The organism is Occultella gossypii (assembly GCF_019947135.1).
Classification (GTDB): Bacteria; Actinomycetota; Actinomycetes; order Actinomycetales; family Beutenbergiaceae; genus Occultella; species Occultella gossypii.
This window is the reverse complement of record NZ_JAGSHT010000006.1, coordinates 53,345-74,992: the sequence shown is the minus strand read 5'-3', so window position 1 is coordinate 74,992 and position 21,648 is coordinate 53,345. Positions and strand designations below refer to the sequence as shown.

Annotated in this window: 22 protein-coding genes; 17 read left to right on the top strand and 5 right to left on the bottom strand. The window is 71.4% G+C overall.

Annotated elements, in window-relative coordinates:
• Nucleotides 1–124: 124 nt before the first annotated feature.
• Genes uraD through pucL form a run of 3 tightly spaced genes read left to right on the top strand, consistent with a single transcriptional unit; the run spans nt 125 to nt 1,888 of the window.
• Nucleotides 125–625, top strand: coding sequence for a 2-oxo-4-hydroxy-4-carboxy-5-ureidoimidazoline decarboxylase (uraD, locus tag KCQ71_RS06665; protein ID WP_223404128.1), 501 nt, complete (start codon nt 125–127; stop codon nt 623–625).
• On the top strand, nt 625–975 hold the full coding sequence (gene uraH / locus KCQ71_RS06660; protein WP_223404126.1) for a hydroxyisourate hydrolase: 351 nt from the start codon (nt 625–627) through the stop codon (nt 973–975). Before uraD ends, uraH begins: the two co-directional genes overlap by 1 nt.
• A 1-nt stretch (nt 976) precedes the next feature.
• The gene (gene pucL / locus KCQ71_RS06655; RefSeq protein WP_223404124.1) at nt 977–1,888 is read left to right on the top strand and encodes a factor-independent urate hydroxylase; all 912 of its coding nucleotides are present in this window, start codon (nt 977–979) and stop codon (nt 1,886–1,888) included.
• Nucleotides 1,889–1,911: 23 nt separating this feature from the next.
• On the opposite strand, the gene KCQ71_RS06650 is transcribed toward pucL, so the two are convergent.
• Nucleotides 1,912–2,502: a nucleotidyltransferase family protein gene (locus KCQ71_RS06650; RefSeq protein ID WP_223404122.1), complete on the bottom strand. Its 591-nt coding sequence runs from the start codon at nt 2,500–2,502 to the stop codon at nt 1,912–1,914.
• A 122-nt stretch (nt 2,503–2,624) separates the two neighbouring features.
• Between KCQ71_RS06650 and KCQ71_RS06645 the strand changes: the two genes are divergently transcribed.
• Nucleotides 2,625–4,178: a nucleobase:cation symporter-2 family protein gene (locus KCQ71_RS06645; protein ID WP_223404121.1), complete on the top strand. Its 1,554-nt coding sequence runs from the start codon at nt 2,625–2,627 to the stop codon at nt 4,176–4,178.
• A 12-nt stretch (nt 4,179–4,190) separates the two neighbouring features.
• On the opposite strand, the gene KCQ71_RS06640 is transcribed toward KCQ71_RS06645, so the two are convergent.
• Complete coding sequence (locus KCQ71_RS06640; protein WP_223404119.1) at nt 4,191–4,994, bottom strand: IclR family transcriptional regulator; 804 nt, start codon at nt 4,992–4,994, stop codon at nt 4,191–4,193.
• A 137-nt stretch (nt 4,995–5,131) separates the two neighbouring features.
• Between KCQ71_RS06640 and KCQ71_RS06635 the strand changes: the two genes are divergently transcribed.
• From KCQ71_RS06635 to KCQ71_RS06580, 12 genes are all read left to right on the top strand, one after another.
• The gene (locus KCQ71_RS06635) at nt 5,132–6,592 is read left to right on the top strand and encodes an NAD(P)-dependent malic enzyme (protein WP_223404149.1); all 1,461 of its coding nucleotides are present in this window, start codon (nt 5,132–5,134) and stop codon (nt 6,590–6,592) included.
• A 90-nt stretch (nt 6,593–6,682) separates the two neighbouring features.
• A complete protein-coding gene (locus KCQ71_RS06630) occupies nt 6,683–7,936 on the top strand; it encodes a DUF6986 family protein (RefSeq protein ID WP_372453944.1) in 1,254 nt (417 codons plus the stop codon).
• A complete protein-coding gene (locus KCQ71_RS06625) occupies nt 7,933–8,301 on the top strand; it encodes an allophanate hydrolase-related protein (RefSeq protein ID WP_223404117.1) in 369 nt (122 codons plus the stop codon). The genes KCQ71_RS06630 and KCQ71_RS06625 overlap by 4 nt, the downstream gene beginning before the upstream one ends.
• Before the next feature lie 239 nt (nt 8,302–8,540).
• Nucleotides 8,541–9,365 (top strand): hydroxypyruvate isomerase family protein, encoded by an 825-nt coding sequence (locus KCQ71_RS06620; protein WP_223404109.1) that lies wholly within the window; start codon nt 8,541–8,543, stop codon nt 9,363–9,365.
• Nucleotides 9,366–9,396: 31 nt separating this feature from the next.
• Nucleotides 9,397–10,275 (top strand): 2-hydroxy-3-oxopropionate reductase, encoded by an 879-nt coding sequence (locus KCQ71_RS06615; protein ID WP_223404107.1) that lies wholly within the window; start codon nt 9,397–9,399, stop codon nt 10,273–10,275.
• A gap of 58 nt (nt 10,276–10,333) precedes the next feature.
• A complete protein-coding gene (gene gcl, locus KCQ71_RS06610; protein WP_223404105.1) occupies nt 10,334–12,109 on the top strand; it encodes a glyoxylate carboligase in 1,776 nt (591 codons plus the stop codon).
• 4 nt (nt 12,110–12,113) lie between these two features.
• Nucleotides 12,114–13,298 (top strand): glycerate kinase, encoded by a 1,185-nt coding sequence (locus KCQ71_RS06605; RefSeq protein WP_223404103.1) that lies wholly within the window; start codon nt 12,114–12,116, stop codon nt 13,296–13,298.
• Entirely contained in the window at nt 13,295–14,644 is a 1,350-nt protein-coding gene (gene allB, locus KCQ71_RS06600) for an allantoinase AllB (RefSeq protein WP_223404101.1), read from the top strand. Before KCQ71_RS06605 ends, allB begins: the two co-directional genes overlap by 4 nt.
• Complete coding sequence (gene alc / locus KCQ71_RS06595) at nt 14,641–15,813, top strand: allantoicase (RefSeq protein ID WP_223404098.1); 1,173 nt, start codon at nt 14,641–14,643, stop codon at nt 15,811–15,813. Before allB ends, alc begins: the two co-directional genes overlap by 4 nt.
• Nucleotides 15,814–15,901: 88 nt before the next feature.
• Nucleotides 15,902–16,471, top strand: a complete 570-nt coding sequence (locus tag KCQ71_RS06590; protein WP_223404096.1) for a hypothetical protein — start codon at nt 15,902–15,904, stop codon at nt 16,469–16,471.
• 11 nt (nt 16,472–16,482) lie between these two features.
• Complete coding sequence (locus tag KCQ71_RS06585) at nt 16,483–16,629, top strand: hypothetical protein (protein ID WP_223404094.1); 147 nt, start codon at nt 16,483–16,485, stop codon at nt 16,627–16,629.
• A gap of 46 nt (nt 16,630–16,675) precedes the next feature.
• A complete protein-coding gene (locus KCQ71_RS06580) occupies nt 16,676–17,521 on the top strand; it encodes a DUF4097 family beta strand repeat-containing protein (RefSeq protein ID WP_223404092.1) in 846 nt (281 codons plus the stop codon).
• Nucleotides 17,522–17,670: 149 nt separating this feature from the next.
• Here KCQ71_RS06580 and KCQ71_RS06575 read toward each other — a convergent pair whose 3' ends face one another.
• The 3 genes from KCQ71_RS06575 to KCQ71_RS06565 form a co-directional block, all read right to left on the bottom strand.
• Nucleotides 17,671–18,246 (bottom strand): DoxX family protein, encoded by a 576-nt coding sequence (locus KCQ71_RS06575; RefSeq protein WP_223404090.1) that lies wholly within the window; start codon nt 18,244–18,246, stop codon nt 17,671–17,673.
• A 129-nt stretch (nt 18,247–18,375) separates the two neighbouring features.
• Nucleotides 18,376–19,011 (bottom strand): alpha/beta hydrolase family protein, encoded by a 636-nt coding sequence (locus tag KCQ71_RS06570; RefSeq protein ID WP_223404088.1) that lies wholly within the window; start codon nt 19,009–19,011, stop codon nt 18,376–18,378.
• Between the two features lie 72 nt (nt 19,012–19,083).
• Nucleotides 19,084–19,590, bottom strand: a complete 507-nt coding sequence (locus KCQ71_RS06565; protein ID WP_223404086.1) for an aromatic ring-opening dioxygenase LigA — start codon at nt 19,588–19,590, stop codon at nt 19,084–19,086.
• A gap of 212 nt (nt 19,591–19,802) precedes the next feature.
• Here KCQ71_RS06565 and ilvD point away from each other — a divergent pair, with 212 nt between their 5' ends.
• On the top strand, nt 19,803–21,536 hold the full coding sequence (gene ilvD, locus KCQ71_RS06560) for a dihydroxy-acid dehydratase (protein WP_223404084.1): 1,734 nt from the start codon (nt 19,803–19,805) through the stop codon (nt 21,534–21,536).
• Nucleotides 21,537–21,648 lie beyond the last annotated feature (112 nt).

Below are 21,648 nucleotides of genomic sequence, written 5' to 3'. Positions count from 1 at the left end.
CTGCCCGTCGCCATGTGGACACGATGGTTCTCTTGACACCCATTGGATCGTCCGAGTAACTTGCGATTAGCAGAAGTTGGATTCCGACATACGGAAGTCAGACGGAAGGCGAAGGCACCGAGCGATGAGGCTGGCCGAGTTCAACACCGCACCCCGGGAGGACACTCTTGCGGTGCTGCGCAGCTGCGCGGACGTGGATCGCTGGGCCCGTGCCGTCGCCGACGCGCTGCCGTTCGCCACGGTGGCCGAGGCGCTGGCCGCTGCCCGGACCGCGGCGGACCCCTGGACCGATGCCGAGATCGACGCCGCCCTGGCCCGCCACCCGCGGATCGGTGAGCGCGCCGAGGGCGCCGCTGCCGACGCGGCGATGTCGCGTCGGGAACAGTCCGGCATCGACACCGATGCCGACGTGCAGGAGCGGCTGCGGGCCGGCAACGCCGCCTACGAGGAGCGGTTCGGGCACGTATTCCTGATCCGGGCGGCCGGCCGTAGCGCCGTCCAGATCCTCGCGGCCCTTGACGAGCGGCTCACCCACACGCCCGATCAGGAGCGCCGGATCGCCGCGGCACAGCTGCGCGAGATCGCCGTGCTCCGCCTGGAGTCCGTCCTGGAAGGAACGAACTGATGTCCCACGTCACCACCCACGTCCTGGACGCCTCCGCCGGTCGTCCCGCGGCCGGGATCGCCGTCGTACTCGAGGGCGCCGTCGCCGGGCGATCCGGCTGGGCCCAGGTCGCCACCGGGACCACCGACGACGACGGCCGCATCGCCGACCTCGGGCCCGAAGCGCTGCCCGGCGGCACCTACCGGCTCACCTTCGCCACCGGCGCCTACTTCGACGCCCGTGGCGTCGACACGTTCTACCCGGAGGTCACCGTGGCCTTCCGGGTGGCAGTGACAGATCAGTCGAACCAGCACTACCACGTACCGGTGCTGCTGAGTCCGTTCGCCTACTCCACCTACCGAGGGAACTGACATGCCCGACACCACCGCCAGCGACATCGCCGTCCTGGGCGAGAACCAGTACGGCAAGGCCGAGGTGCGCCTCGTCCGCATCGAGCGGGAGGCCTCGCGCCACGAGATCACCGACTTCAACGTCTCGTCGCAACTGCGCGGCGACCTGGATGCGATCCACACGGACGGCGACAACGCGCACTGCGTCGCCACCGACAGCCAGAAGAACACCGTGTACTCCCTCGCCCGGGACGGCGTCGGCACCCCGGAGGAGTTCGCGCTCCGCCTGGGGGAGCACTTCACGTCCAGCTACGACTGGATCTCCGGCGGACGCTGGGAGATCGAGAAGTACTCCTGGGTCCGGATCCCCACCGGTGCCGGCGAGCACGACCACTCGTTCGTCAAGAGCGGCACCGAGGTACGCACCGTCGTCGTCCAGCGCGACGGCGACGACGTGTTCGTCGTGGCCGGCCTGCAGGATCTCACCGTGCTGAAGTCGACCGCGTCGGAGTTCGTGGGCTTCACCCGTGACAAGTACACGACGCTCGCCGAGGCCACGGACCGGATCCTGGCCACCGACGTCAAGGCCCGGTGGCGCTACACCCGCACCGACCTGGACTTCGACGCGGTGTTCGACGACGTCCGCCGGCTCATGCTGGAGCAGTTCGCCACCCAGCACTCCTACGCGCTGCAGCAGACGCTCTATCAGATGGGCATCGCGGTCCTCGAGGCGCACCCGGAGATCGCCGAGATCAAGTTCTCGATGCCGAACAAGCACCACTTCCTGGTGGACCTGAGCCCGTTCGGTCAGGACAACCCGAACGTGGTCTTCTTCGCGGCGGACCGCCCGTACGGGCTGATCGAGGCCACCGTGCTGCGCAAGGACGCCACGCCGGAGCCGCGCGCCTGGGCCTCCGTCACCGGCTTCTGCTGATCAGGGGAGCGACGGTGCGCTGGTCAGGACCGGAGTCGGTGCAGGTCGCCGGGGACGTCGACGTCCTCCGCTGCGCCGAGCCCGGTGCAGTCCACCGGGCGCAGCACCTCGGGGTGGGCGCGCAGGTAGCGCCGGGCACCCTCGTCGCCGGTGGCCCGGGCGGACGCCTCGGCGGCGACGCCGGCGTCGAAGACCATCGGGTGCCCCGGCCGCGCGTCCGGTCCGAACCGGGCCGCGGTGACCGTGCCCGCCCGGTGCTCGGCCAGCAGGTGGGCCACGAGTTCGCCGCTGACGCCGGGTTGGTCGACGAGGGCGATCAGGACCGGAACCGGGCCCGCCTCCTGTGCGGCCGCCACTCCGGCTCGGAACGAGGATGCCAGGCCACTGGCCCAATCGGCGTTCACCACCACCTGGGCGTCCCCGAGCTCGGTGCCGAGGCGGACCCGGTCCGCCGCCGCGCCGAGCACCACGACCACCCGGTCACAGCCACCGGCCCGGAGCGCACCGACGACGTGCTCGACCAGGGACGTATCCCGAAACCGCAACAGTGCCTTCGGGCCCAGGCCGAGCCGGCTCCCGGCCCCGGCGGCGAGCACCACACCACACACGTCCACCCGGCGAGCGTAGTCCGCCGGAACTGACGAACCACAGCCTCACCGGTCCCGCCGGGACCGAGGACCGACGTCGTCCGTGGATTTCGGAACGGGCCGACCAGACTCAAAGGAGAGTGACCGCCATGGCGGAGGCAGCACCAGACACAAGGACCAAGCCCGCACGGCCGGAGGACGAGCGCCTGTCGATCGGCGCCTCGTTCGCCTACGGATTCCAGCACGTGCTCACGATGTACGGCGGCATCATCGCCGTGCCGCTGATCATGGGCGGTGCGGCCGGGCTCGCGCCGGGTGAGATCGGCCTGCTCATCGCGTCCTGCCTGTTCATCGGCGGGCTGGCGACGATCCTGCAGTCCTTCGGGCTGCCGTTCTTCGGGTCCCAGCTCCCGCTGGTCCAAGGCGTCTCGTTCGCAGGTGTGGCCACCATGCTCGCGATCCTCGACGGCGGAGGTGGCCTCGGCGACGTGTTCGGCGCCGTGCTCGTGGCCTCGCTCATCGGGCTGCTGATCGCACCGTTCTTCGCGCAGATCATCAGATTCTTCCCACCGGTGGTGACCGGCGTGGTGATCACCACGATCGGTCTGACCCTGATGCCGGTGGCCGCGAACTGGGCGATGGGCGGCAACGCCGAGGCCGAGGACTACGGCAGCATGGCCAACATCGGCCTGGCCGGCCTGACCCTGGCCATCGTGCTGATCCTGTCCAAGGTCAACAGCGCGACGCTCTCCCGCCTGTCGATCCTGCTGGCGATCGTGATCGGCACCATCGTGGCCGCGGTGCTCGGCATGGCGGACTTCTCCGGCGTCGGCGACGGCGCCGTGCTGGCGTTCCCGACGCCGTTCGCGTTCGGGTGGCCGACGTTCGACGTCGCCGCCATCGTCTCGATGTTCATCGTGATCATCGTGACGATGACCGAGACGACGGCGGACATCCTCGCCGTCGGTGAGGTCGTCAAGACCAAGGTGAACTCCCGCCGGATCGCCGACGGCCTGCGCGCGGACATGCTCTCCTCCGCCGTGGCGCCGGTGTTCAACTCCTTCCCGCAGACGGCGTTCGCACAGAACGTGGGTCTGGTCGCCATCACCGGGGTGAAGAGCAGGTTCGTGGTCACCGCCGGTGGCGTGATCCTGGTGGTGCTCGGCCTGTTCCCGCTGGTGGGTCGCGTGGTCGCGGCGATCCCGACGCCGGTGCTCGGCGGGGCCGGGGTGGTGCTGTTCGGGACCGTGGCCGCCGCGGGCATCCGCACCCTCGCCAAGGTCAAGTACGAGAACAACATGAACCTGATCATCGTCGCGGTGTCGCTGGCGTTCGGCCTGATTCCCGTGGTCCAGCCGACGTTCTACGACGCGTTCCCGGACTGGTTCACGATCATCTTCCACTCCGGGATCAGCTCCGCCGCCCTCATGGCCGTGCTGCTGAACATCGTCTTCAACCACATCCGCGCCGGCAACACCGAGCACTCCTCGGTGTTCGTGGCCGGGACCTCGGTGCGGCTGATGAAGCAGGTCGACCTGCAGTCGCTGCGCGAGGGGGACTCGGTGGTGGGCGGCAAGGTCGTCGACGCCGACGGCGAGGAGGTCCCGGTGGTCCCCGACGACCAGTACGAGGACGTCAGGCGCAAGGTCGAGAATGGCGAGATCACCAGCCGCGACGAGGTCAAAGCGGTCTGCGAGGAGTAGGCCGTGAGGCGGTCAGCCTGTGGGGGAGATGAGTTCCTTGGCCAGGTCGGCGGCGGTGCGCTGCAGCACCGGCACCGCCGTCTCTGCGAAGTCGTAGCCGACGCGCGCGGACGGCCCGGAGATGGACAGCGCCGTCGGCGTGGGTGCGCCGGGCACTCCGACGGCGAAGCAGCGCACCCCGATCTCCTGCTCGCCGTCGTCGATGGCGTACCCGCGCTCGCGGATCTTCGCGAGTTCCTCGAGGAGAGACTGCGGGTCGGTGATCGTCTGCGGGGTCGCGGCCGGCATGCCCACCCGCGCCACGATCTCCAGGACGGTGGCGTCGGGCAGCTGGGCCAGGACGGCCTTGCCCACGCCGGTCGCATGGGTGAACACCCGCCGGCCGACCTCGGTGAACATCCGCATCGAGTGGCGGGACGCCGCCTGGGCCACGTAGACCGCCATGTCGCGGTCGATCATGGCCAGGTTCGCGGTCTCGCCGAGCTCGGCCGCGAGGGCGGTGAGGTACGGGCGGGCGCCGGCTCCGAGCTGGCGCCCGGCACTCTCGCCGAGGCGGATCAGGCGTGGACCGAGGGTGTAGCGCCGCGAGGGCAGCTGTCGCACGTACCCGCGGGACAGGAGCGTGCGCATCAGCCGGTGGATCGTCGGCAGCGGCAGCCCTGTGTTGGCCGCGAGCTCGGACAGTGCCGCCTCGCCGCCGGCGTCCGCCATCAGCTCCAGCAGCTCGATCGCGCGGTCCACGGACTGCACCTGGCCGCTCGCGACCTTCTCCCGGGGTTCGGGCTGGGTCGTCTCCGTCGACGGTGTGCTCTCCATGTCCCTACCTTCTCCTATCTCCGGGGCCGATCGCATCGCCGCGCCCGGTGCGGAACACGCTTCCTCCAGGCCCCAGTATCACTTATGCTTCCACTAAGTGGAAGTGTGAATCCGAATCGTGAGAGATTGGACCGATGATGGCCGTCCCCAGCCCGAGCTACTCGATCACCCTGCGCGTGGAGGCCCCGACCGGCCCGCGCACCACCACGGACATCGTGGCCGCGGTCGGCGCCACCGGTGCCGCCGTGACGGGTGTCGACGTGGTCGAGTCCACCGACTCCGGCATGGTCGTCGACGTATCGTGCAATGCCGTCGACGGCGCACACGTCGAGACCATCTCGGCGACCCTCGAGGCGATCGACGGCGTCAGCGTGCGCCAGGTCAGCGACGCCACCTTCCTGATGCACCTCGGCGGCAAGCTCGAGGTGCGGCCCAAGGTGAACCTGCGCCACCGCGACGACCTGTCGCGCGCCTACACCCCCGGTGTGGCCCGGGTCTGCCTGGCGATCGCGAAGAAGCCCGAGGACGCCCGCCGCCTGACCATCAAACGGAACACGGTCGCCGTCGTCACCGACGGCACGGCCGTCCTCGGCCTGGGCGACATCGGGCCTGCCGCTGCCATGCCCGTCATGGAGGGCAAGGCCGCCCTGTTCAAGCAGTTCGGTGGCGTGGACGCCTGGCCGGTCTGCCTGGACACCAAGGACACCGAGGAGATCATCATGGTCGTCAAGGCGATCGCGCCCGGCTACGGCGGCATCAACCTCGAGGACATCTCCGCGCCGCGATGCTTCGAGATCGAGCGGCGGCTGCGCGAGGAACTGGACATCCCGGTCTTCCACGACGACCAGCACGGCACCGCGATCGTGGTGCTCGCCGCCCTTATCAACGCGCTCCGCGTGGTCGGCAAGGACATCGCCGACGTGCGCATCGTGGTCTCCGGCGTGGGCGCCGCGGGGTCCGCGATCATCCACCTGCTCGCGGGCGAGGGCGCCACGAACATCATCGGGTTCGACCGGACCGGCGCCGTGCACGCCGGACGTGAGTACGTCGACGAGCACCGTCGCTGGCTGGCGGAGAACACGAACCCGGAGGGCTTCGCCGGGTCGCTGAAGGAGGGCATGGCCGGCGCGGACGTGTTCATCGGCGTCTCCGCCGCGGGCATCCTCGACGGCGCGGACATCGCGGGCATGAACGACGGCGCGATCGTGTTCGCACTCGCCAACCCCGACCCCGAGGTGGACCCGATCGAAGCCGCCCAGCACGCCGCGGTCGTGGCCACCGGGCGCAGCGACTACCCGAACCAGATCAACAACGTGCTCGCGTTCCCGGGCCTGTTCCGTGGCCTGCTCGACGCCCACGCCACCGCCATCAGCGACGCCACGCTGCGCGCCGCCGCAGTGGCGATCGCGGACACCGTGGCCGACTCCGAGCGCAACCCCAACTACATCGTGCCGAGCGTCTTCGACCCGACGGTGGCCGAGGCGGTCGCGAAGGCGGTCCAGGATGTCGCCCGCGCGGAGCGCGCGCGCGCCGGGCATACGGTCGAGCCCGATATCGACGCCGCCGCGCCCCAGTTCCCAGCCACCGTCGGGGGCTGAGCCGTGGCGCGCTCCAGCGACACGAACGGCACGAACGGCCCGGACGGCCCGGACGGCCCGGACGGCACCGACGACGGGGTCGTCGCGGGCCTGTCCTCGACGGCGGCACGCGCCATCGAGGATCTGCTCGCCGAGCCGGACGCCCGCGCCGCTCGGCTCTACCCGGGCGGCAGCGGCGCCCGGCAGCCGGTGCACACGGTCTACGTGCCGGGGGACCGGTACACCCCGGACCTGCCGGCCCGCTGGGGCAGGCAGGCGCAGGAGGCGCTGGACGCCGTCGGCGGCATCGACGTCCTGCTCGATGCCCACGGCCTGGTCACCGACCCCGGCGAGCGGGCCCTGATCGCCGGCCTCGTGCTGGCCAAGCTCGAGGCCGAGCCCATCGAGGACCTCCGGATCGACTTCGAGGACGGCTACCCAGGCCGCGGCGACGTCGAGGACGGCCACGTGCGCGCAGCTGCCCGCGCCGTCGCGGACGCGGGGACGGCGGGTCTGCTCCCGCCGTTCGTCGGGATCCGGTTCAAGTGCCTCGAGCCGGCCACCCGGGCGCGAGGGCTACGCACGCTCGCGCTGTTCGTCGGCGAACTCCTCGCCTCCGGCGGACTCCCGGACGGACTCGTGCTCACCCTGCCGAAGGTCACCACCGTGGCCCAGGTGCGGGCGATGGTGCTCGCCTGCGCGGACCTCGAGGCCCGGCTCGGCCTGGCCACCGGACGGCTCAGGTTCGAGATCCAGGTCGAGACGCCGCAAGCGATCCTCGGCGACGACGGCACGGCCCTCATCGCACCGATGCTGCACGCGGGCCAGGGCCGGGTCAGCGGCCTGCACTACGGCACCTACGACTACTCCGCCTCGCTCGGCATCGCCGCCGCGGACCAGAGCATGGAGCATCCCGCCGCGGACCACGCCAAGGCCGTCATGCAGCTCGCCGCGGCGGGCACCGGCGTGCACCTGTCCGACGGTTCCACGAACGTGCTGCCGGTCGGCGAACCCGACGGCGTGAGCGCGGCCTGGGCGCTGCACGGCCGGCTGGTCACCCGGTCGCTGCACCGCGGGTTCTACCAGGGCTGGGACCTGCACCCGGCACAGCTGCCGAGCCGGTTCGCCGCCACGTACGCCTACTTCCGCGCGTCGGCGCCGGACGCCGTCACCCGGCTCACCGACTACCTCGACGCGCGCGAGGGCGCCGTCATGGACGAACCCGCCACCGCGAAGGCGCTCGCCGGCTTCGTGCTGCGCGGCCTCGACTGCGGCGCCCTTGACACCGCCGATCTCGGCGGGCTCGAGCGCGCAGGGTTGGACGCCCTGGCGCGGCCGGCGCGCACGACGCCTGAGCAGCCATGACCGAACTGTTCGTCAACGGAGAGGGCATGCGCGGTGGCGGCGTGCATCACAACATCGCGGGGCACCCGTTCCTCGGGTCGGTGCGTACCGCGCCCGGGTACCGGTTCTTCTCGGTCCGCGACGAGTTCCCTGGCATCGCCCCGGGCGGGACCGCCGCGATCGTCGGCGAGCTCTACGACGTGCCGCTGGCGGTGCTGGCGGAGAAGTTCCTGCCCGATGAGCCACCCGAGCTGGAGCTCGGCGTGATCCGCCTGGAGGATGGCCGCGCCGTGCTGTCCATGGTGCTGCGACCCGAGGAGGTCGGCTCCGGCCGGCACACCGACATCTCCGCCGCCGGCGGCTGGCGAGCGTACCGCGGCGCTTGAGGGTCGCCAGAGGCTGACGCAGAACCTCCGGACGTCAGGCAGACACGCGCGCCTGAGGTAGTACCTCAGAACCTCCTGCCTCAGGCCGGAGGCTCTTGGTCGACGCGTTCGGGTGCTTCAGCGCAAGCGCGGCTACCAGCTCCGACCCTTGACGGGTCTGCCGATCTCTCCTATTCTTTCATCAACAGGAAAACAACTTCCGCAATATGGAAGTGGTGAATGATGAGGAGTGAGTCAGGATGACCGTCGCAGGCACCGCGCCCCGCTACACCGTGAACTGTTCGATCCTGCTCACCGACCTCCCGCTGCTCGAGCGGCCCGCCGCCGCGCGCGCGGCCGGGTTCGACGCCGTCGAGTACTGGTGGCCGTTCCCGACCTCGACGCCGTCGACGGACGAGATCGATGCGTTCGTGGGTGCCCTGTCCGCCGCGGGGGTACAGCTGACCGGGCTGAACTTCAACGCCGGGGACATGCCGGGCGGGGACCGCGGCCTGGTGTCCTGGCCGGAGCGCTCGGATGACTTCATCGCCAACCTGGACGTCGTCACCCGGATCGGGGAGGCGACCGGGTGCCGGGCCTTCAACGCCCTCTACGGCAACCGGATCGACGGCGTCCCCGAGAGCGAGCAGGACGACCTCGGCGCCGCCAACCTCGCCGCCGCAGCCACCGCTGTCGGGCGTATCGGCGGCACCGTGCTCGTCGAGCCTGTCAGCGGCGCCCCCCGCTACCCCCTGCTCACCGCCGCGGACGCGGTCGGCGTGATCGACCGGGTGGCCGGCGAGCACGGCGCGACGAACCTCGGCCTGCTGCTCGACGTCTACCACCTCGCCGTCAACGGCGACGACGTACCCGCCGCCATCGCCGCCCACCGTGACCGCATCGCCCACGTCCAGATCGCCGACGCCCCCGGCCGGGACCAGCCCGGCACCGGTGAGCTGCCGATCGCGGACTGGACCGCGGACCTGCTCGCCGGCGGCTACGACGGCTGGTTCGGCCTCGAGTACAAGACAGGCGCGACCGAGCCGTTCGCGTGGCTGGCGCGCGCCGACCGCGCCGTGAACTGAACCCCATCGACCAACGAGAGGCACCGAAGCCATGAGCACCATCGCATTCATCGGACTCGGCATCATGGGCTCGCCGATGGCCGTCCACCTGGCCAACGCCGGGCACACCGTGATCGGCTACAACCGCTCGCCGGAGAAGGCCCGGCCGCTCGTCGAGGCGGGCGGAACCGCAGCCGCGAGCATCGCCGAGGCGGTCGCCGGAGTCGACGTCGTGGCCATCATGGTCCCCGACTCCCCGGACGTGGCGCAGGTGCTCACAGCCGACGACGGCGTGTTCGCGAACGCCCGGCCGGGCGCCCTGATCATCGACTTCTCCTCGATCCGCCCCGACGTCACCGTCGAGCTGGCAGCCGAGGCCAAGGAGAAGGGCTTCCGGATCCTCGACGCCCCGGTCTCGGGTGGCGAGGCCGGCGCGATCAACGCCGCGCTGTCGATCATGGTCGGCGGCGCACGGGAGGACTTCGACGCCGCCGCGCAGGTGTTCGACGCGGTCGGCAAGACCGTCGTCCTGGTCGGGCCGAGCGGCTCCGGGCAGACCGTGAAGGCCGCGAACCAGCTGATCGTCGCCGCGAACATCCAGGCCCTCGCCGAGGCCATCGTGTTCCTCGAGGCCTACGGCGTGGACACCGAGGCAGCCGTCGAGGTACTCGGCGGCGGGCTCGCCGGGTCCGCCGTGCTGAACCAGAAGGCCGCCAAGATGCTGGGGCGCGAGTTCGCCCCCGGGTTCCGCATCGACCTGCACCACAAGGACCTCGGCATCGTCACCTCCGCGGCCCGCGAGGCCGGCGTGGTGATCCCACTCGGATCCCTGGTCGGCCAGCTGATGGCCTCCGCCCGCGCCAACGGCGACGGCTCCCTCGACCACTCCGGACTGTTCCGAGGCGTGACCCGTCTCTCCGGCACCGAGTGACACCCCACGGGCGCCGACGCCCGCCCCCCGAACCACCCCAGACCTGAAGGAGCGAACCATGCCTCGCATGAGAGCAGTGGACGCCGCCGTGGCCATTCTCGAGAAGGAAGGCGTGACGCAGGCGTTCGGCGTGCCCGGTGCCGCCATCAACCCCTTCTACTCCGCCATGAAGGCGCACGGCGGCATCCACCACGTCCTGGCCCGCCACGTCGAGGGCGCCTCGCACATGGCCGACGGCTACACGCGGGCCAAGGCCGGCAACATCGGCCTCTGCGTCGGCACCTCCGGCCCGGCCGGCACCGACATGATCACCGGCCTCTACGCCGCCTGGGCGGACTCCGTGCCGATCCTGTGCCTCACCGGCCAGGCCCCGGTGGCGAAGCTGGACAAGGAGGACTTCCAGGCCGTCGACATCGCCAGCATCGCCGCCCCGGTGACGAAGATGGCCAAGACCGTGCTCGAGGCCGGGCAGGTGCCCGCCGTGTTCGCGCAGGCATTCCACCTGATGCGCTCCGGCCGGCCCGGACCCGTGCTGATCGACCTGCCCATCGACGTGCAGATGACCGAGATCGAGTTCGACCCGGATACCTACACCCCGCTTCCGGTGCACCGCACCGCGGCCACCCGGGCCCAGGCCGAGAAGGCCATCGACATGCTGCTGGCCGCCGAGCGTCCGGTGTTCATCGCCGGTGGCGGCATCGTCAACGCCGGTGCCGAGGCACCCCTGGTGGAACTGGCCGAAACGCTCGGCGTGCCGGTGATCCCGACCCTGATGGGCTGGGGTGCGATCCCTGACGACCACCCGCTGATGGTCGGCATGGCCGGGTTGCAGACCGCGCACCGGTACGGAAACGCGAACCTGCTCGCCTCCGACTTGGTGTTCGGTATCGGGAACCGCTGGGCGAACCGGCACACCGGTGAGCTGTCCACGTACACGCAGGGCCGCACGTTCATCCACGTGGACATCGAGCCGACCCAGATCGGGCGGGTGTTCGCGCCCGACTACGGCATCGCCTCCGACGCCGGCGCCGCCATCGAGCTGTTCCTCGAGGTTGCCCGCGAGCGCAAGGCCGCCGGGGCCGTAGGCGACTACTCCGGATGGGCCGCCGAGTGTGCCGAGCGCAAACGCACCATGCAGCGCAAGACCCACTTCGACGAGGTGCCGATCAAGCCCCAGCGGGTCTACGAGGAGATGAACAGGGCGTTCGGGCGGGACGTGCGCTACGTGACCACGATCGGCCTGTCCCAGATCGCCGGTGCGCAGTTCCTGCACGTGTACGGCTCCCGGCACTGGATCAACGCCGGTCAGGCGGGTCCGCTCGGCTGGACCGGTCCGGCCGCGCTGGGCGTGGCCAGGGCGGTGCCCGAGGAGACCGTGGTGGCCCTGTCCGGCGACTACGACTTCCAGTTCATGCTCGAGGAACTCGCCGTGGGCGCCCAGTTCGCCATCGGCTACGTGCACGTGGTCGTGAACAACTCCTACCTGGGCCTGATCCGTCAGTCCCAGCGGGCGTTCGACATGGACTACCAGGTGCAGCTCGCCTTCGACAACATCAACTCCCCGGAGCTCGAGGGCTACGGCGTGGACCACGTGAAGGCCGCCGAGGCGCTGGGCTGCAAGGCGATCCGGGTGCGCCGGCCCGACGATCTCGGTGACGCCTTCGCCAAGGCGACCGCGATGGCGGCCGAGTTCCGGGTGCCGGTGGTGGTGGAGGTGATCCTGGAACGGGTCACGAACATCGCGATGGGTGTCAAGATCGACAGTGTGAACGAATTCGAGTCCCTTGCGATCTCGGCGGAAGATGCGCCGACCGCCGTCGCCCTGCTGGACTAGGGGCATGACACACGCCACCGTGCCCCCATCGCCGACCCGGATCCTCATCGCACCGGACAAGTTCAAGGGTTCCCTCGAGGCCGGGGAGGTCGCCGCGCACGTCGCCGCGGGTCTGCGCCGGCTCGTCACCGACGGCGCGGTGGTGGCGTTGGAGATCGACGAGCTGCCGGTGGCCGACGGCGGTGAGGGCACCGTGGCAGCGGCCGTCGCCTCCGGTTTCGCACCGGTCGAGGTGGACGTGACCGGCCCGCTCGGCGGGCCGGTCCGGGCCACGTATGCCGCCCGGGACGGGGTGGCGGTCATCGAGATGGCCGCCGCGTCCGGGCTCGCGTTCACGGCCGCGGACGACGACGCGGCACGCCGGTCCGGCACCTACGGCACCGGCGAGCTCGTGTCGCACGCGCTCGACCACGGGGCGCGCCGGATCGTCCTCGGCGTCGGCGGCAGCGCCTCCACGGACGGCGGCGCCGGGCTCGCCCAGGCGCTCGGGCTGCGGCTGACCGGCCCCGACGGCGAGCTCGGCCCGGGTGGGGACGCGTTGCGCCGGCTGGTCGCGGTGGATGCGTCCGGGCTCGACCCCCGGCTCGCCCGGACCGAGGTGGTGCTCGCCTCGGACGTGGACAACCCGCTGCTCGGGCCGGACGGTGCGGCCGCCGTCTACGGGGGCCAGAAGGGCGCCGACGCCGCCGCGATCGCGGATCTGGACGCCGGGCTGGCCCGCTGGGTCGACGCCCTCACCGAGGCCGGGTTCGCACCGGCCGCCGAGGTCGCCGCGAGCCCCGGCGCCGGTGCGGCCGGGGGCCTCGGCTTCGCCGCCCTGGCCCTGCTCGGCGCGACCCGCCGGCCGGGTGTCGAGGTGGTCCTGGACCTGATCGGCTTCGACGCCAGGGTGGCCGGCGCCGACCTCGTGATCACGGGCGAGGGGTCCCTCGACGAGCAGAGCATGTTCGGCAAGACCCCGGTCGGCGTCGCCGCGGCCGCGAGCACCGCCGGGGTGCCGACCGTCGCCGTCGCCGGCCGGACCACCCTGACCACGGAGCGGCTGCGCGAGAACGGCATCCTCGCCGTCTACCCGCTCACCTCGATCGAACCGGACGTCGCCACCTGCCTGGCCCGGGCCGGAGCGCTGCTGGAGGACGTCAGCGAGATCCTGGGCAGGAACCACCTGATCGGCGGGCCGCCCAGATGACTGCGGAACAGCCCGACCACGACCTGGTGGTCCGAGCCGAGCGAGCCATCACGCCCGACGGCAGCGCCGCCGTCGAGATCGGGATCCGCGACGGCGCGATCGCGACCATCGCGCCCCTGGGCGCCGGGCTCGCCGGCGCGCAGGTGCGCACCCTGGCAGCCGACGAGGTGCTGCTGCCCGGGCTGGTGGATTCCCACGTGCACATCAACGAGCCCGGCCGCACCGACTGGGAGGGCTTCGCCAGCGCCACCCGGGCCGCCGCGGCCGGCGGGGTGACCACGGTCATCGACATGCCGCTGAACTCGATCCCGCCCACGGTCGACGTGCCGGCCCTGGCGGCGAAGATCGCCGCGAGCGAGGGCAAGCGGTTCGTGGACGTCGGCTTCTGGGGTGGCGCCGTGCCGGGCAGCACGCCGAACCTGGCGCCGCTGCATGAGGCGGGCGTGTTCGGGTTCAAGTGCTTCCTGCTGCCCTCCGGCGTGGACGAGTTCCGTCCGCTCGACGCCGACGAGCTGGAGGTGGACCTGCGCGAGCTCGCCCGGTTCGACGCACAGATGATCGTGCACGCCGAGGACGCCGGGTCGATCGACCACGCTCCACCCGCTCACGGCCCCGGTTACGCCGACTTCCTCGCGTCCCGGCCACGCGGTGCGGAGAACCTGGCGATCGCCGTCGTCATCGAACGCGCCCGTTGGACCGGGGCGCGGGTGCACATCCTGCACCTGAGCTCCTCCGACGCCCTGCCGATGATCGTCAGCGCCCGCCGCGACGGCGTGCGGATCACGGTCGAGACCTGCCCGCACTACCTCACCCTCACCGCCGAGGACGTCCCGGCCGGCGCCACCACGTTCAAGTGCTGCCCGCCGATCCGGGAGGGTGCGAATGCCGACCGGCTCTGGGAGGCGCTCACCGACGGCACCATCGACGCCGTGGTCTCCGACCACTCGCCGTCCACCGTCGACCTCAAGGCGCTCGACACCGGCGACTTCGGGCAGGCGTGGGGCGGTGTCGCCTCGCTGCAGCTCGGGCTGCCGATCATGTGGACGGCGGCGCGCGGGCGGGGTATCGACCTGGACCGGGTGGTCGGCTGGATGTCCGCCGGTCCCGCGCGGGTGGCCGGCCTGCAACGCAAGGGCGCGATCGCCGTCGGGGCGGACGCCGACCTCGCCGTGTTCGCGCCGGACGAGACGTTCGTCGTCGACCCGGCCGCCCTGCACCACAGGAACCCCATCACCGCCTACGCCGGCCGGACCCTGTCGGGAGTGGTACGGACCACCCTGCTCCGCGGCGTCGAGGTGGACTTCCGCACACCACGAGGAGCGCTGCTCCGGAGAGGACATTCATGAACACCCAGCCCGAACACAGCCGAGCCGGCGAGAGGTCGGGCGTCCGCCCGGCCATCCAGGTCACCGCCGCCGGTGCCACCGCCGAGCCCGACCGCGGCGGACACGTCGCGACCGGCACCGAGGACGAGAACTCCAGCGCACCCGAGTTCCTCAGCTACCCCGATCTCGCCTCCCGCGCACTTGCCGGCTCGGTCGTGGCCGCCAACGACGAGCTGTTCGCCCAGCGGGAGAACCTGATCAGCGCGCACCGGCCCGCCTTCGACCCGGCCGACTTCGGCCACAAGGGCAAGGTCTACGACGGCTGGGAGACCCGCCGTCGCCGCGATGACGGCAACGACTGGGCCATCGTGCGCCTCGGCGTGCCCGGTGTGGTGCACGGCGTGGTCGTGGACACCGCCTGGTTCCGCGGCAACTATCCGCCGTTCATCTCCGTGGAGGCCGTCGCATTGGACGGCTACCCCAGCGTGTCCGACCTGCTCGAGGCGGACTGGCGCACGCTCGTGCCGCGCAGCGACGCGCTAGGGGACACCCCGAACTACTACGCCGTGGACTCCGACCGGCGCTGGACGCACGTGCGCCTGTCCATCTACCCCGACGGTGGCGTGGCCCGTTTCCGCGTGCACGGCGAGGCCGTTCCGGACCCGGACTTCCTGACCGGCACCATCGACCTGGCCGCGGCCGAGAACGGCGGCAGCCTCGCCTACGCCTCGGACGCGTTCTACTCCTCTCCGGCGGCGATCATCCTGCCCGGGCGCGCCCGGAACATGGGGGAGGGGTGGGAGAACGCCCGCCGCCGCGGCCCCGGCAACGACTACGCCATCTTCAGTTTGGCCCAGCGCGGCACCATCGCCCACGTCGAGGTGGACACGAGCTACTACGTCGGCAACGCCCCCGGCTGGGTCCGGCTCAGCGTCGCCGACCTGGCCCCGGGCGCGGATCTGGACACCAGTCCCGATGGGGAGGGCGGCCAGTGGACGGACATCCTCGCCAAGGTGGCCGTGCAGGCCGACACCCGGCACCGGTTCCTCACCGACACGAGCGTGCCCGCCACGCACCTGCGCCTGGACGTCTATCCCGACGGCGGACTGAGCCGGCTCCGGGCCTGGGGCGAGTTGTCCGAGGAGGACCTCACGCGCGCTCGCGCCCGCTACGACGAGACCCGTCCGTAGGTACCTGCGTCAGACTGACGTCACTCTGATTCAAATTGACGTCAGATTGGGGTTGCGCGTGACGCCATCATGATGTCATGATGGCGTCATGGACCTGAACCCCTACCTCTCCTCGCTGCAGCAGGCGCTCGCCAACGCGACGCGCGCCTCCTCGCCCGAGGTCCAGGAGGCCGCAGAGCGGCTCTCCCAGACCCTCGAACCGGCCCTGCGCCTGAGCCTCATGGAGCTCGCGTCCGACGTCGCCGCCGACGTCACGCTCCGGCTCGACGGCGATGTCGTCGAGGTCCGCCTGCGCGGCGGCGCCCCGGAGATCGTCGTGGAGCAGCGCCCCCGCGGCGCCGACTCCGAATCCACCGTTGCCTTCGGCTCCCCGAACGGCCCGGGCTCGATGCCGTGGGCCTCCGGCCCGCCCGCCCCGCCCGCCCCGCCCGTGCCGCCAGCGCCCGAGGCCGACGAGGACGGGTCGACGACCCGCATCTCGCTGCGGCTGCCCGAGGGCCTGAAGACACGCGTCGACGACGCAGCCTCGACCGAGGGCCTGAGCGTCAACTCCTGGTTGGTCCGCACCATCCAGAAGGTCCTCGCCGCACCGGCGCAGGACCAGCCCACCCAGAACTTCACCCAGACCGGTCGCCGCATGACCGGCTGGGTCCGTTGAGAGGCCCAGACATGTTCGACAACGCCTACGCCGCCATCGCCGCCACCCGGATGGGTGGACCCATCCAGGAGGACTTCGCCCGGCTGAACCGCCGCCGTCGTTCGCGCACCGGGACCCGCAACAGCGCGACCCGCCCTCGACCGTCCGACAACCTCTAGCCCGACCACCCCTCGTCCAGAGCAAGCCAAGAGAGCAGGATCGGCGATGACCGACTACGAGTTCCCTGTCACCGGCCCCGTCCGGGTGCACGCCAAGATGCGGGCCAGCGATCTGATCCTGGCCGCCGCTGACCCCGCCGACGTCCCGGGCGTGGCCCGCGTGCGGCTGATCGTCCGGGGATCCGACGGCGCAGCGATCGCCGAGGCCACGCGGGTCACCTTCGAGGGTGGTGACCTCCGCATCGAGGTGCCGACGGCGCGGACCCGGCTGTTCGGTGGGTCCGCGCGGCTGCGCGTCGAGGTCGACGTGCCCGCAGGGTCCGACCTCGACCTCGAGACCGGATCCGGTGACGTGCTCGCCAGCGGTCGGCTCGGGCGCACGAGGGTCAAGTCGGGCTCCGGCGACGTCGAGATCCGCAGCGCCGAGGATCTGGACGCCACGTCCGGCTCCGGGGACGTCAGCATCGGCAGCGTCGGCACCGGGCACCTCGTCAGCGGGTCCGGCGACGTGCACGTCGGTACCGCCGGCAACCTCGAGGTCCGCACCGGTTCCGGTGACGTCGGGGTCGACTCGGGTGGTGATGTCGACGCCGCGACCGGCTCCGGCGACATCGTGATCAAGGAGGTCACCGGCCGCGTCGGCCTGCGCACCGGCTCGGGCGACCTCGTCGTCCGCCGTGCCGCCGACGGGGAGATCACCGCGAAGGCCGCATCGGGCGACATCGTCGTGGGAATCCCGCTCGGCACGGCCGCGATGCTCGACTGCAGCTCGATCTCCGGCAGCGTCCACAGCGAACTCACCCCGGGCGACGGGCCCGACGGCGAGGGTGGCGGCGCCGTGGTGCTGCGGCTGCGGACCGTCAGCGGGGACGTGCTGGTCCGCCGCGCCTGAGCCGCGGCCACCCAGGTGGCGTGGCCGCCGCCCGGACATGGTTGCGGGCCCGCACCCGAGGGGATAGGTGCAGGCCCGCAGTACGGGGGAGCCGGGGGACTCCGTATTCAGTTGTGATCCGTGCCCCTCAGGTGTGGGTGCCGGCTCAGTCACCGGAGCCAGGTGTGCTTGCCGATCTTGGACGCCCACCACTTGCCAAGGCCCCAGGTGTCGCCGGCCAACGTGACGGCGGCGATGATCAGCAGCAGTGCCTCGTGCCAGTGCGAGTCGACGATGGGGTTGGTGGCGCCGCGGATCAGTTCGCCGTCGACCATCGCAGTCGCGGTCGGGAGGGCGGCGACGAACATGAACAGCATCAGGAGCGTGCCCCCGACGGCCGCGATCCGCAGGCCGGCGCCGGTGATCATGGCGACCCCGATGCCGAGCAGGCCGACCATGAACAGGAAGTCACCGAACGGGTTCGCGAAAAGGCCGAAGAACCCGGCGAACGGGCCCTCGATGCCGCCGATGAAGCCCTGGGCGGGAGTGCCGCCGTTGAGCCAGGAGCCCTCCGGCGGGGTGGAGAAGTTCAGTCCGAACAACTTGTCCAGGAAGGCCCACAGGAACGTGAACCCGATGACGATGCGGCTCACGGCGAGGACCTTGCGCGCACCCGGCCGGGTGACGATGTCCTGCTGGGTGCGGACCTCCTGGACCGGGGCCGGGGCTGTGGTGGTCTTGCTCATGATCTCGTTCCCTCTGGGACGTGGTCCTCATCTGGTGGACCGTTCATGAGTAATTCTTCCGGCCGCGGGCCAGCGAAACCTGGGGCGAATGTCCCCATTTCTTCCGCAGGATTCCGCGGCTGGTGGGGCTTAGGTCCCGATCGTCAAGAGTTGCGTGAGCCATTGCCCGACGGCGGCACGCACGCCGGGTAGGTCGCCCTTCAGTGAGTGGTCGCCGGGCTGGGTCACGATCGTCCGGCCGGGGCCGGCCGGTGGCATCCCGAACGGGTCCCGCGCGCCCTGGACGATCAGCACCGGCACGCCGACGGCCTCCAGCTCGGGTAGCCGGGACTTGCTCGGGTCCGCGGCGCGGCCCGGCGGATGCAGCGGGAAGGCGAGACACAGCACGCCCCGGGCTCCGCCGTCGGCCGCCGTTCGGCACGCGACCCGGGCACCGGAGGACCGGCCGCCGACCACCACGGGGGCGTCGCCCAGGACGTGGGCGCGCAGGTGGGCGAGCACCTCGAGCCAGGCCGCGTCGAGCTGGCGGGCCGGGGCGGGCGCACGGCGCCCGGCGACCCGGTACGGCTGCTCGACCAGGTAGACGTCCAAGCCGGCGGCCCGGGCCGCGGAGGTGGCCGCGAGCAGGTCCGGGGCGCCGACCCCGCCACCGGCGCCGTGGCCGAGCAGCAGGGCACCGGTCCGGTCGGCGTCGGACGGTCGCGGGTGGACCAGGGCCGGGCCGTGGCTGGTCACGATCTCGATCGGATCGGGGTTGGCGGCCACGGACAGATCGTAGCCAGCACGAAGCACGGGCGCCGCGCGACCTCGCGCGGCGCCCGTGCTGGGCGTGGTGACTCAGGCGGTGGCGCCGAGCTTGCGGAACGCGACGCCGGCGAAACCGAGCAGTACGCCCAGGCCGACGACCAGAGCAGCGACGCCATAGGCGACCACCGAGGTGAACAGCGAGGCCCGCAGGAACGAGGCGTTCATGACGGTGGCGCGCTGGGCGGCCAGCTCCTCGTGCTCGGCGCTGCCCTCCTCGACCTCGGACATCGCCGCGCCGAGTTCGGCGTAGGTGCGGCCCTCCGTGGCGTGGAGGGCGTGGGTGTTGATGATGTCGGCCTGCGAGAACGCGGTGAGCGGGCCACCGACCTGCTGACCCGCGAACCACCGGGCGTCCTCCGAGATCGTGATCTCCTCGGCCTTCAGCTGGGAGGTCACGACGCCCCAGGTGGTGCCTCCGGCGAGGACGAACACGATGCCGGCGATCAACAGGATCAGGCCGGTGAGCCTCGCGAACTTCGCGGCCCCGCCGGGGGCGGACGGGGTGGTGGCCTCGGTGGTGGTGCTGTCGGTGCTCATGAGAGTTCCCCTCGGTCTGAGCTGCTGGTGGATCGGATGACCTGATCGTTTCGCACCGGAGCGGGCCGGACCCGGGCCGGAGGTCCCGGCGCGGCACCGTCTCGCTGTGACGCTGCGCACATCATCGCCGAGAACGCCCCGAGCGGCAGGCCTGCAGTCCGCGACGTGACCACCGGCGCCAGCACCGCCGTCGGAGTCCTATGATCCGAACCATGACTGCTCCCAGCACCGCAGGACCCGGGGGTAGCGCCCCCAGCACTCCGGACATCAAGCCGCGCAGCCGGCAGGTCACCGACGGCATCGAGGCCACGGCGTCGCGCGGGATGCTGCGCGCCGTCGGCATGGGTGACGGCGACTGGGTCAAGCCCCAGATCGGTATCGCCAGCTCGTGGAACGAGATCACGCCGTGCAACCTGTCCCTGGACCGGCTGGCCCAGGGCGCGAAGGAGGGCGTGCACGCCGGTGGCGGGTACCCGCTGCAGTTCGGCACCATCTCCGTCTCCGACGGTATTTCGATGGGCCACGAGGGCATGCACTTCTCGCTGGTGTCCCGCGACATCATCGCGGACTCGGTCGAGGCCGTGATGATGGCCGAGCGGCTCGACGGGTCGGTGCTGCTGGCCGGCTGCGACAAGTCGCTGCCGGGCATGCTCATGGCCGCCGCCCGCCTGGACCTGGCCAGCGTGTTCCTCTACGCGGGCTCGATCATGCCGGGCTGGGTGAAGCTCGAGGACGGCACCGAGAAGGACGTCACCCTGATCGACGCCTTCGAGGCGGTCGGCGCGTGCTCGCGCGGCCTGATGAGCAAGGGTGACCTGGACCGGATCGAGCGGGCCATCTGCCCCGGCGAGGGTGCCTGCGGTGGCATGTACACCGCGAACACGATGGCTTCCGTGGCCGAGGCGATGGGCATGTCCCTGCCGGGCTCGGCCGCGCCGCCGTCGGCGGACCGACGCCGCGACAACTTCGCCCACCTCTCCGGCGAGGCCGTCGTGGAGATGCTCCGCAAGGGCATCACCGCGCGCGACATCATGACCAAGAAGGCGTTCGAGAACGCGATCGCCGTGGTGATGGCGTTCGGTGGGTCCACGAACGCGGTGCTGCACCTGCTCGCCATCGCGAACGAGGCCGAGGTGGACCTGACGCTCGCGGACTTCGACCGGATCGCTGCGAGGGTTCCGCACCTGGGTGACCTCAAGCCGTTCGGCCGCTACGTGATGAATGACGTGGACCGCATCGGTGGCGTGCCGGTGATCATGAAGGCACTCCTGGACGCCGGCCTGATCCACGGCGACGCGCTCACGGTGACCGGCAAGACCGTCGCGGAGAACCTCGCGGACATCGACCCGCCGGACCCGGACGGCAAGATCCTGCGTGCCCTGGACAACCCGATCCACCACACCGGCGGCATCACGATCCTCGGTGGCTCGCTCGCCCCGGACGGCGCCGTGGTCAAGTCCGCGGGCTTCGACGACGACGTGTTCGAGGGCACCGCCCGCGTGTTCGAGCGGGAGCGTGCCGCGCTCGATGCGCTCGAGGACGGCACGATCACCGACGGCGACGTCGTGGTGATCCGGTACGAGGGCCCCAAGGGGGGACCCGGGATGCGCGAGATGCTCGCGATCACCGGTGCCATCAAGGGCGCCGGGCTGGGCAAGACCGTGCTGCTGCTCACCGACGGGCGGTTCTCCGGCGGCACCACCGGGCTCTGCGTGGGGCACGTGGCGCCGGAGGCGGTCGACGGCGGCCCGATCGCCTTCGTTCGTGACGGTGACCCGATCCGCCTGGACGTGGCCAACAAGACGCTCGACGTGCTCGTCGACGCCGCCGAGCTCGAGGCCCGCAAGGAGGGCTGGGCACCGCTGGACCACGCCTTCAAGCGGGGCGTCCTGGCCAAGTACGCGAAGCTGGTCGGTTCGGCGTCGCAGGGGGCCGTGCTCTCCTGAGCCGGCTCCGCCTGGAATTGTGAGCCCGGTCGAACGGCGTGCGTCGCCGTTCGCCCGGGACCATCAGGTGAGCAGGACATGCCTGCCCTCGCTTGTGGAGGGTTGCGGTGGC

Coding starts and splice junctions, on each gene's coding strand:
- uraD (WP_223404128.1), top strand. CDS start 125: ATGAGGCTGGCCGAGTTCAACACCGCACCCCGGGAGGACACTCTTGCG.
- uraH (WP_223404126.1), top strand. CDS start 625: ATGTCCCACGTCACCACCCACGTCCTGGACGCCTCCGCCGGTCGTCCC.
- pucL (WP_223404124.1), top strand. CDS start 977: ATGCCCGACACCACCGCCAGCGACATCGCCGTCCTGGGCGAGAACCAG.
- KCQ71_RS06645 (WP_223404121.1), top strand. CDS start 2,625: ATGGCGGAGGCAGCACCAGACACAAGGACCAAGCCCGCACGGCCGGAG.
- KCQ71_RS06640 (WP_223404119.1), bottom strand. CDS start 4,994: ATGGAGAGCACACCGTCGACGGAGACGACCCAGCCCGAACCCCGGGAG.
- KCQ71_RS06635 (WP_223404149.1), top strand. CDS start 5,132: ATGGCCGTCCCCAGCCCGAGCTACTCGATCACCCTGCGCGTGGAGGCC.
- KCQ71_RS06625 (WP_223404117.1), top strand. CDS start 7,933: ATGACCGAACTGTTCGTCAACGGAGAGGGCATGCGCGGTGGCGGCGTG.
- KCQ71_RS06620 (WP_223404109.1), top strand. CDS start 8,541: ATGACCGTCGCAGGCACCGCGCCCCGCTACACCGTGAACTGTTCGATC.
- KCQ71_RS06615 (WP_223404107.1), top strand. CDS start 9,397: ATGAGCACCATCGCATTCATCGGACTCGGCATCATGGGCTCGCCGATG.
- gcl (WP_223404105.1), top strand. CDS start 10,334: ATGCCTCGCATGAGAGCAGTGGACGCCGCCGTGGCCATTCTCGAGAAG.
- KCQ71_RS06605 (WP_223404103.1), top strand. CDS start 12,114: ATGACACACGCCACCGTGCCCCCATCGCCGACCCGGATCCTCATCGCA.
- allB (WP_223404101.1), top strand. CDS start 13,295: ATGACTGCGGAACAGCCCGACCACGACCTGGTGGTCCGAGCCGAGCGA.
- alc (WP_223404098.1), top strand. CDS start 14,641: ATGAACACCCAGCCCGAACACAGCCGAGCCGGCGAGAGGTCGGGCGTC.
- KCQ71_RS06590 (WP_223404096.1), top strand. CDS start 15,902: ATGGACCTGAACCCCTACCTCTCCTCGCTGCAGCAGGCGCTCGCCAAC.
- KCQ71_RS06585 (WP_223404094.1), top strand. CDS start 16,483: ATGTTCGACAACGCCTACGCCGCCATCGCCGCCACCCGGATGGGTGGA.
- KCQ71_RS06580 (WP_223404092.1), top strand. CDS start 16,676: ATGACCGACTACGAGTTCCCTGTCACCGGCCCCGTCCGGGTGCACGCC.
- KCQ71_RS06575 (WP_223404090.1), bottom strand. CDS start 18,246: ATGAGCAAGACCACCACAGCCCCGGCCCCGGTCCAGGAGGTCCGCACC.
- KCQ71_RS06565 (WP_223404086.1), bottom strand. CDS start 19,590: ATGAGCACCGACAGCACCACCACCGAGGCCACCACCCCGTCCGCCCCC.
- ilvD (WP_223404084.1), top strand. CDS start 19,803: ATGACTGCTCCCAGCACCGCAGGACCCGGGGGTAGCGCCCCCAGCACT.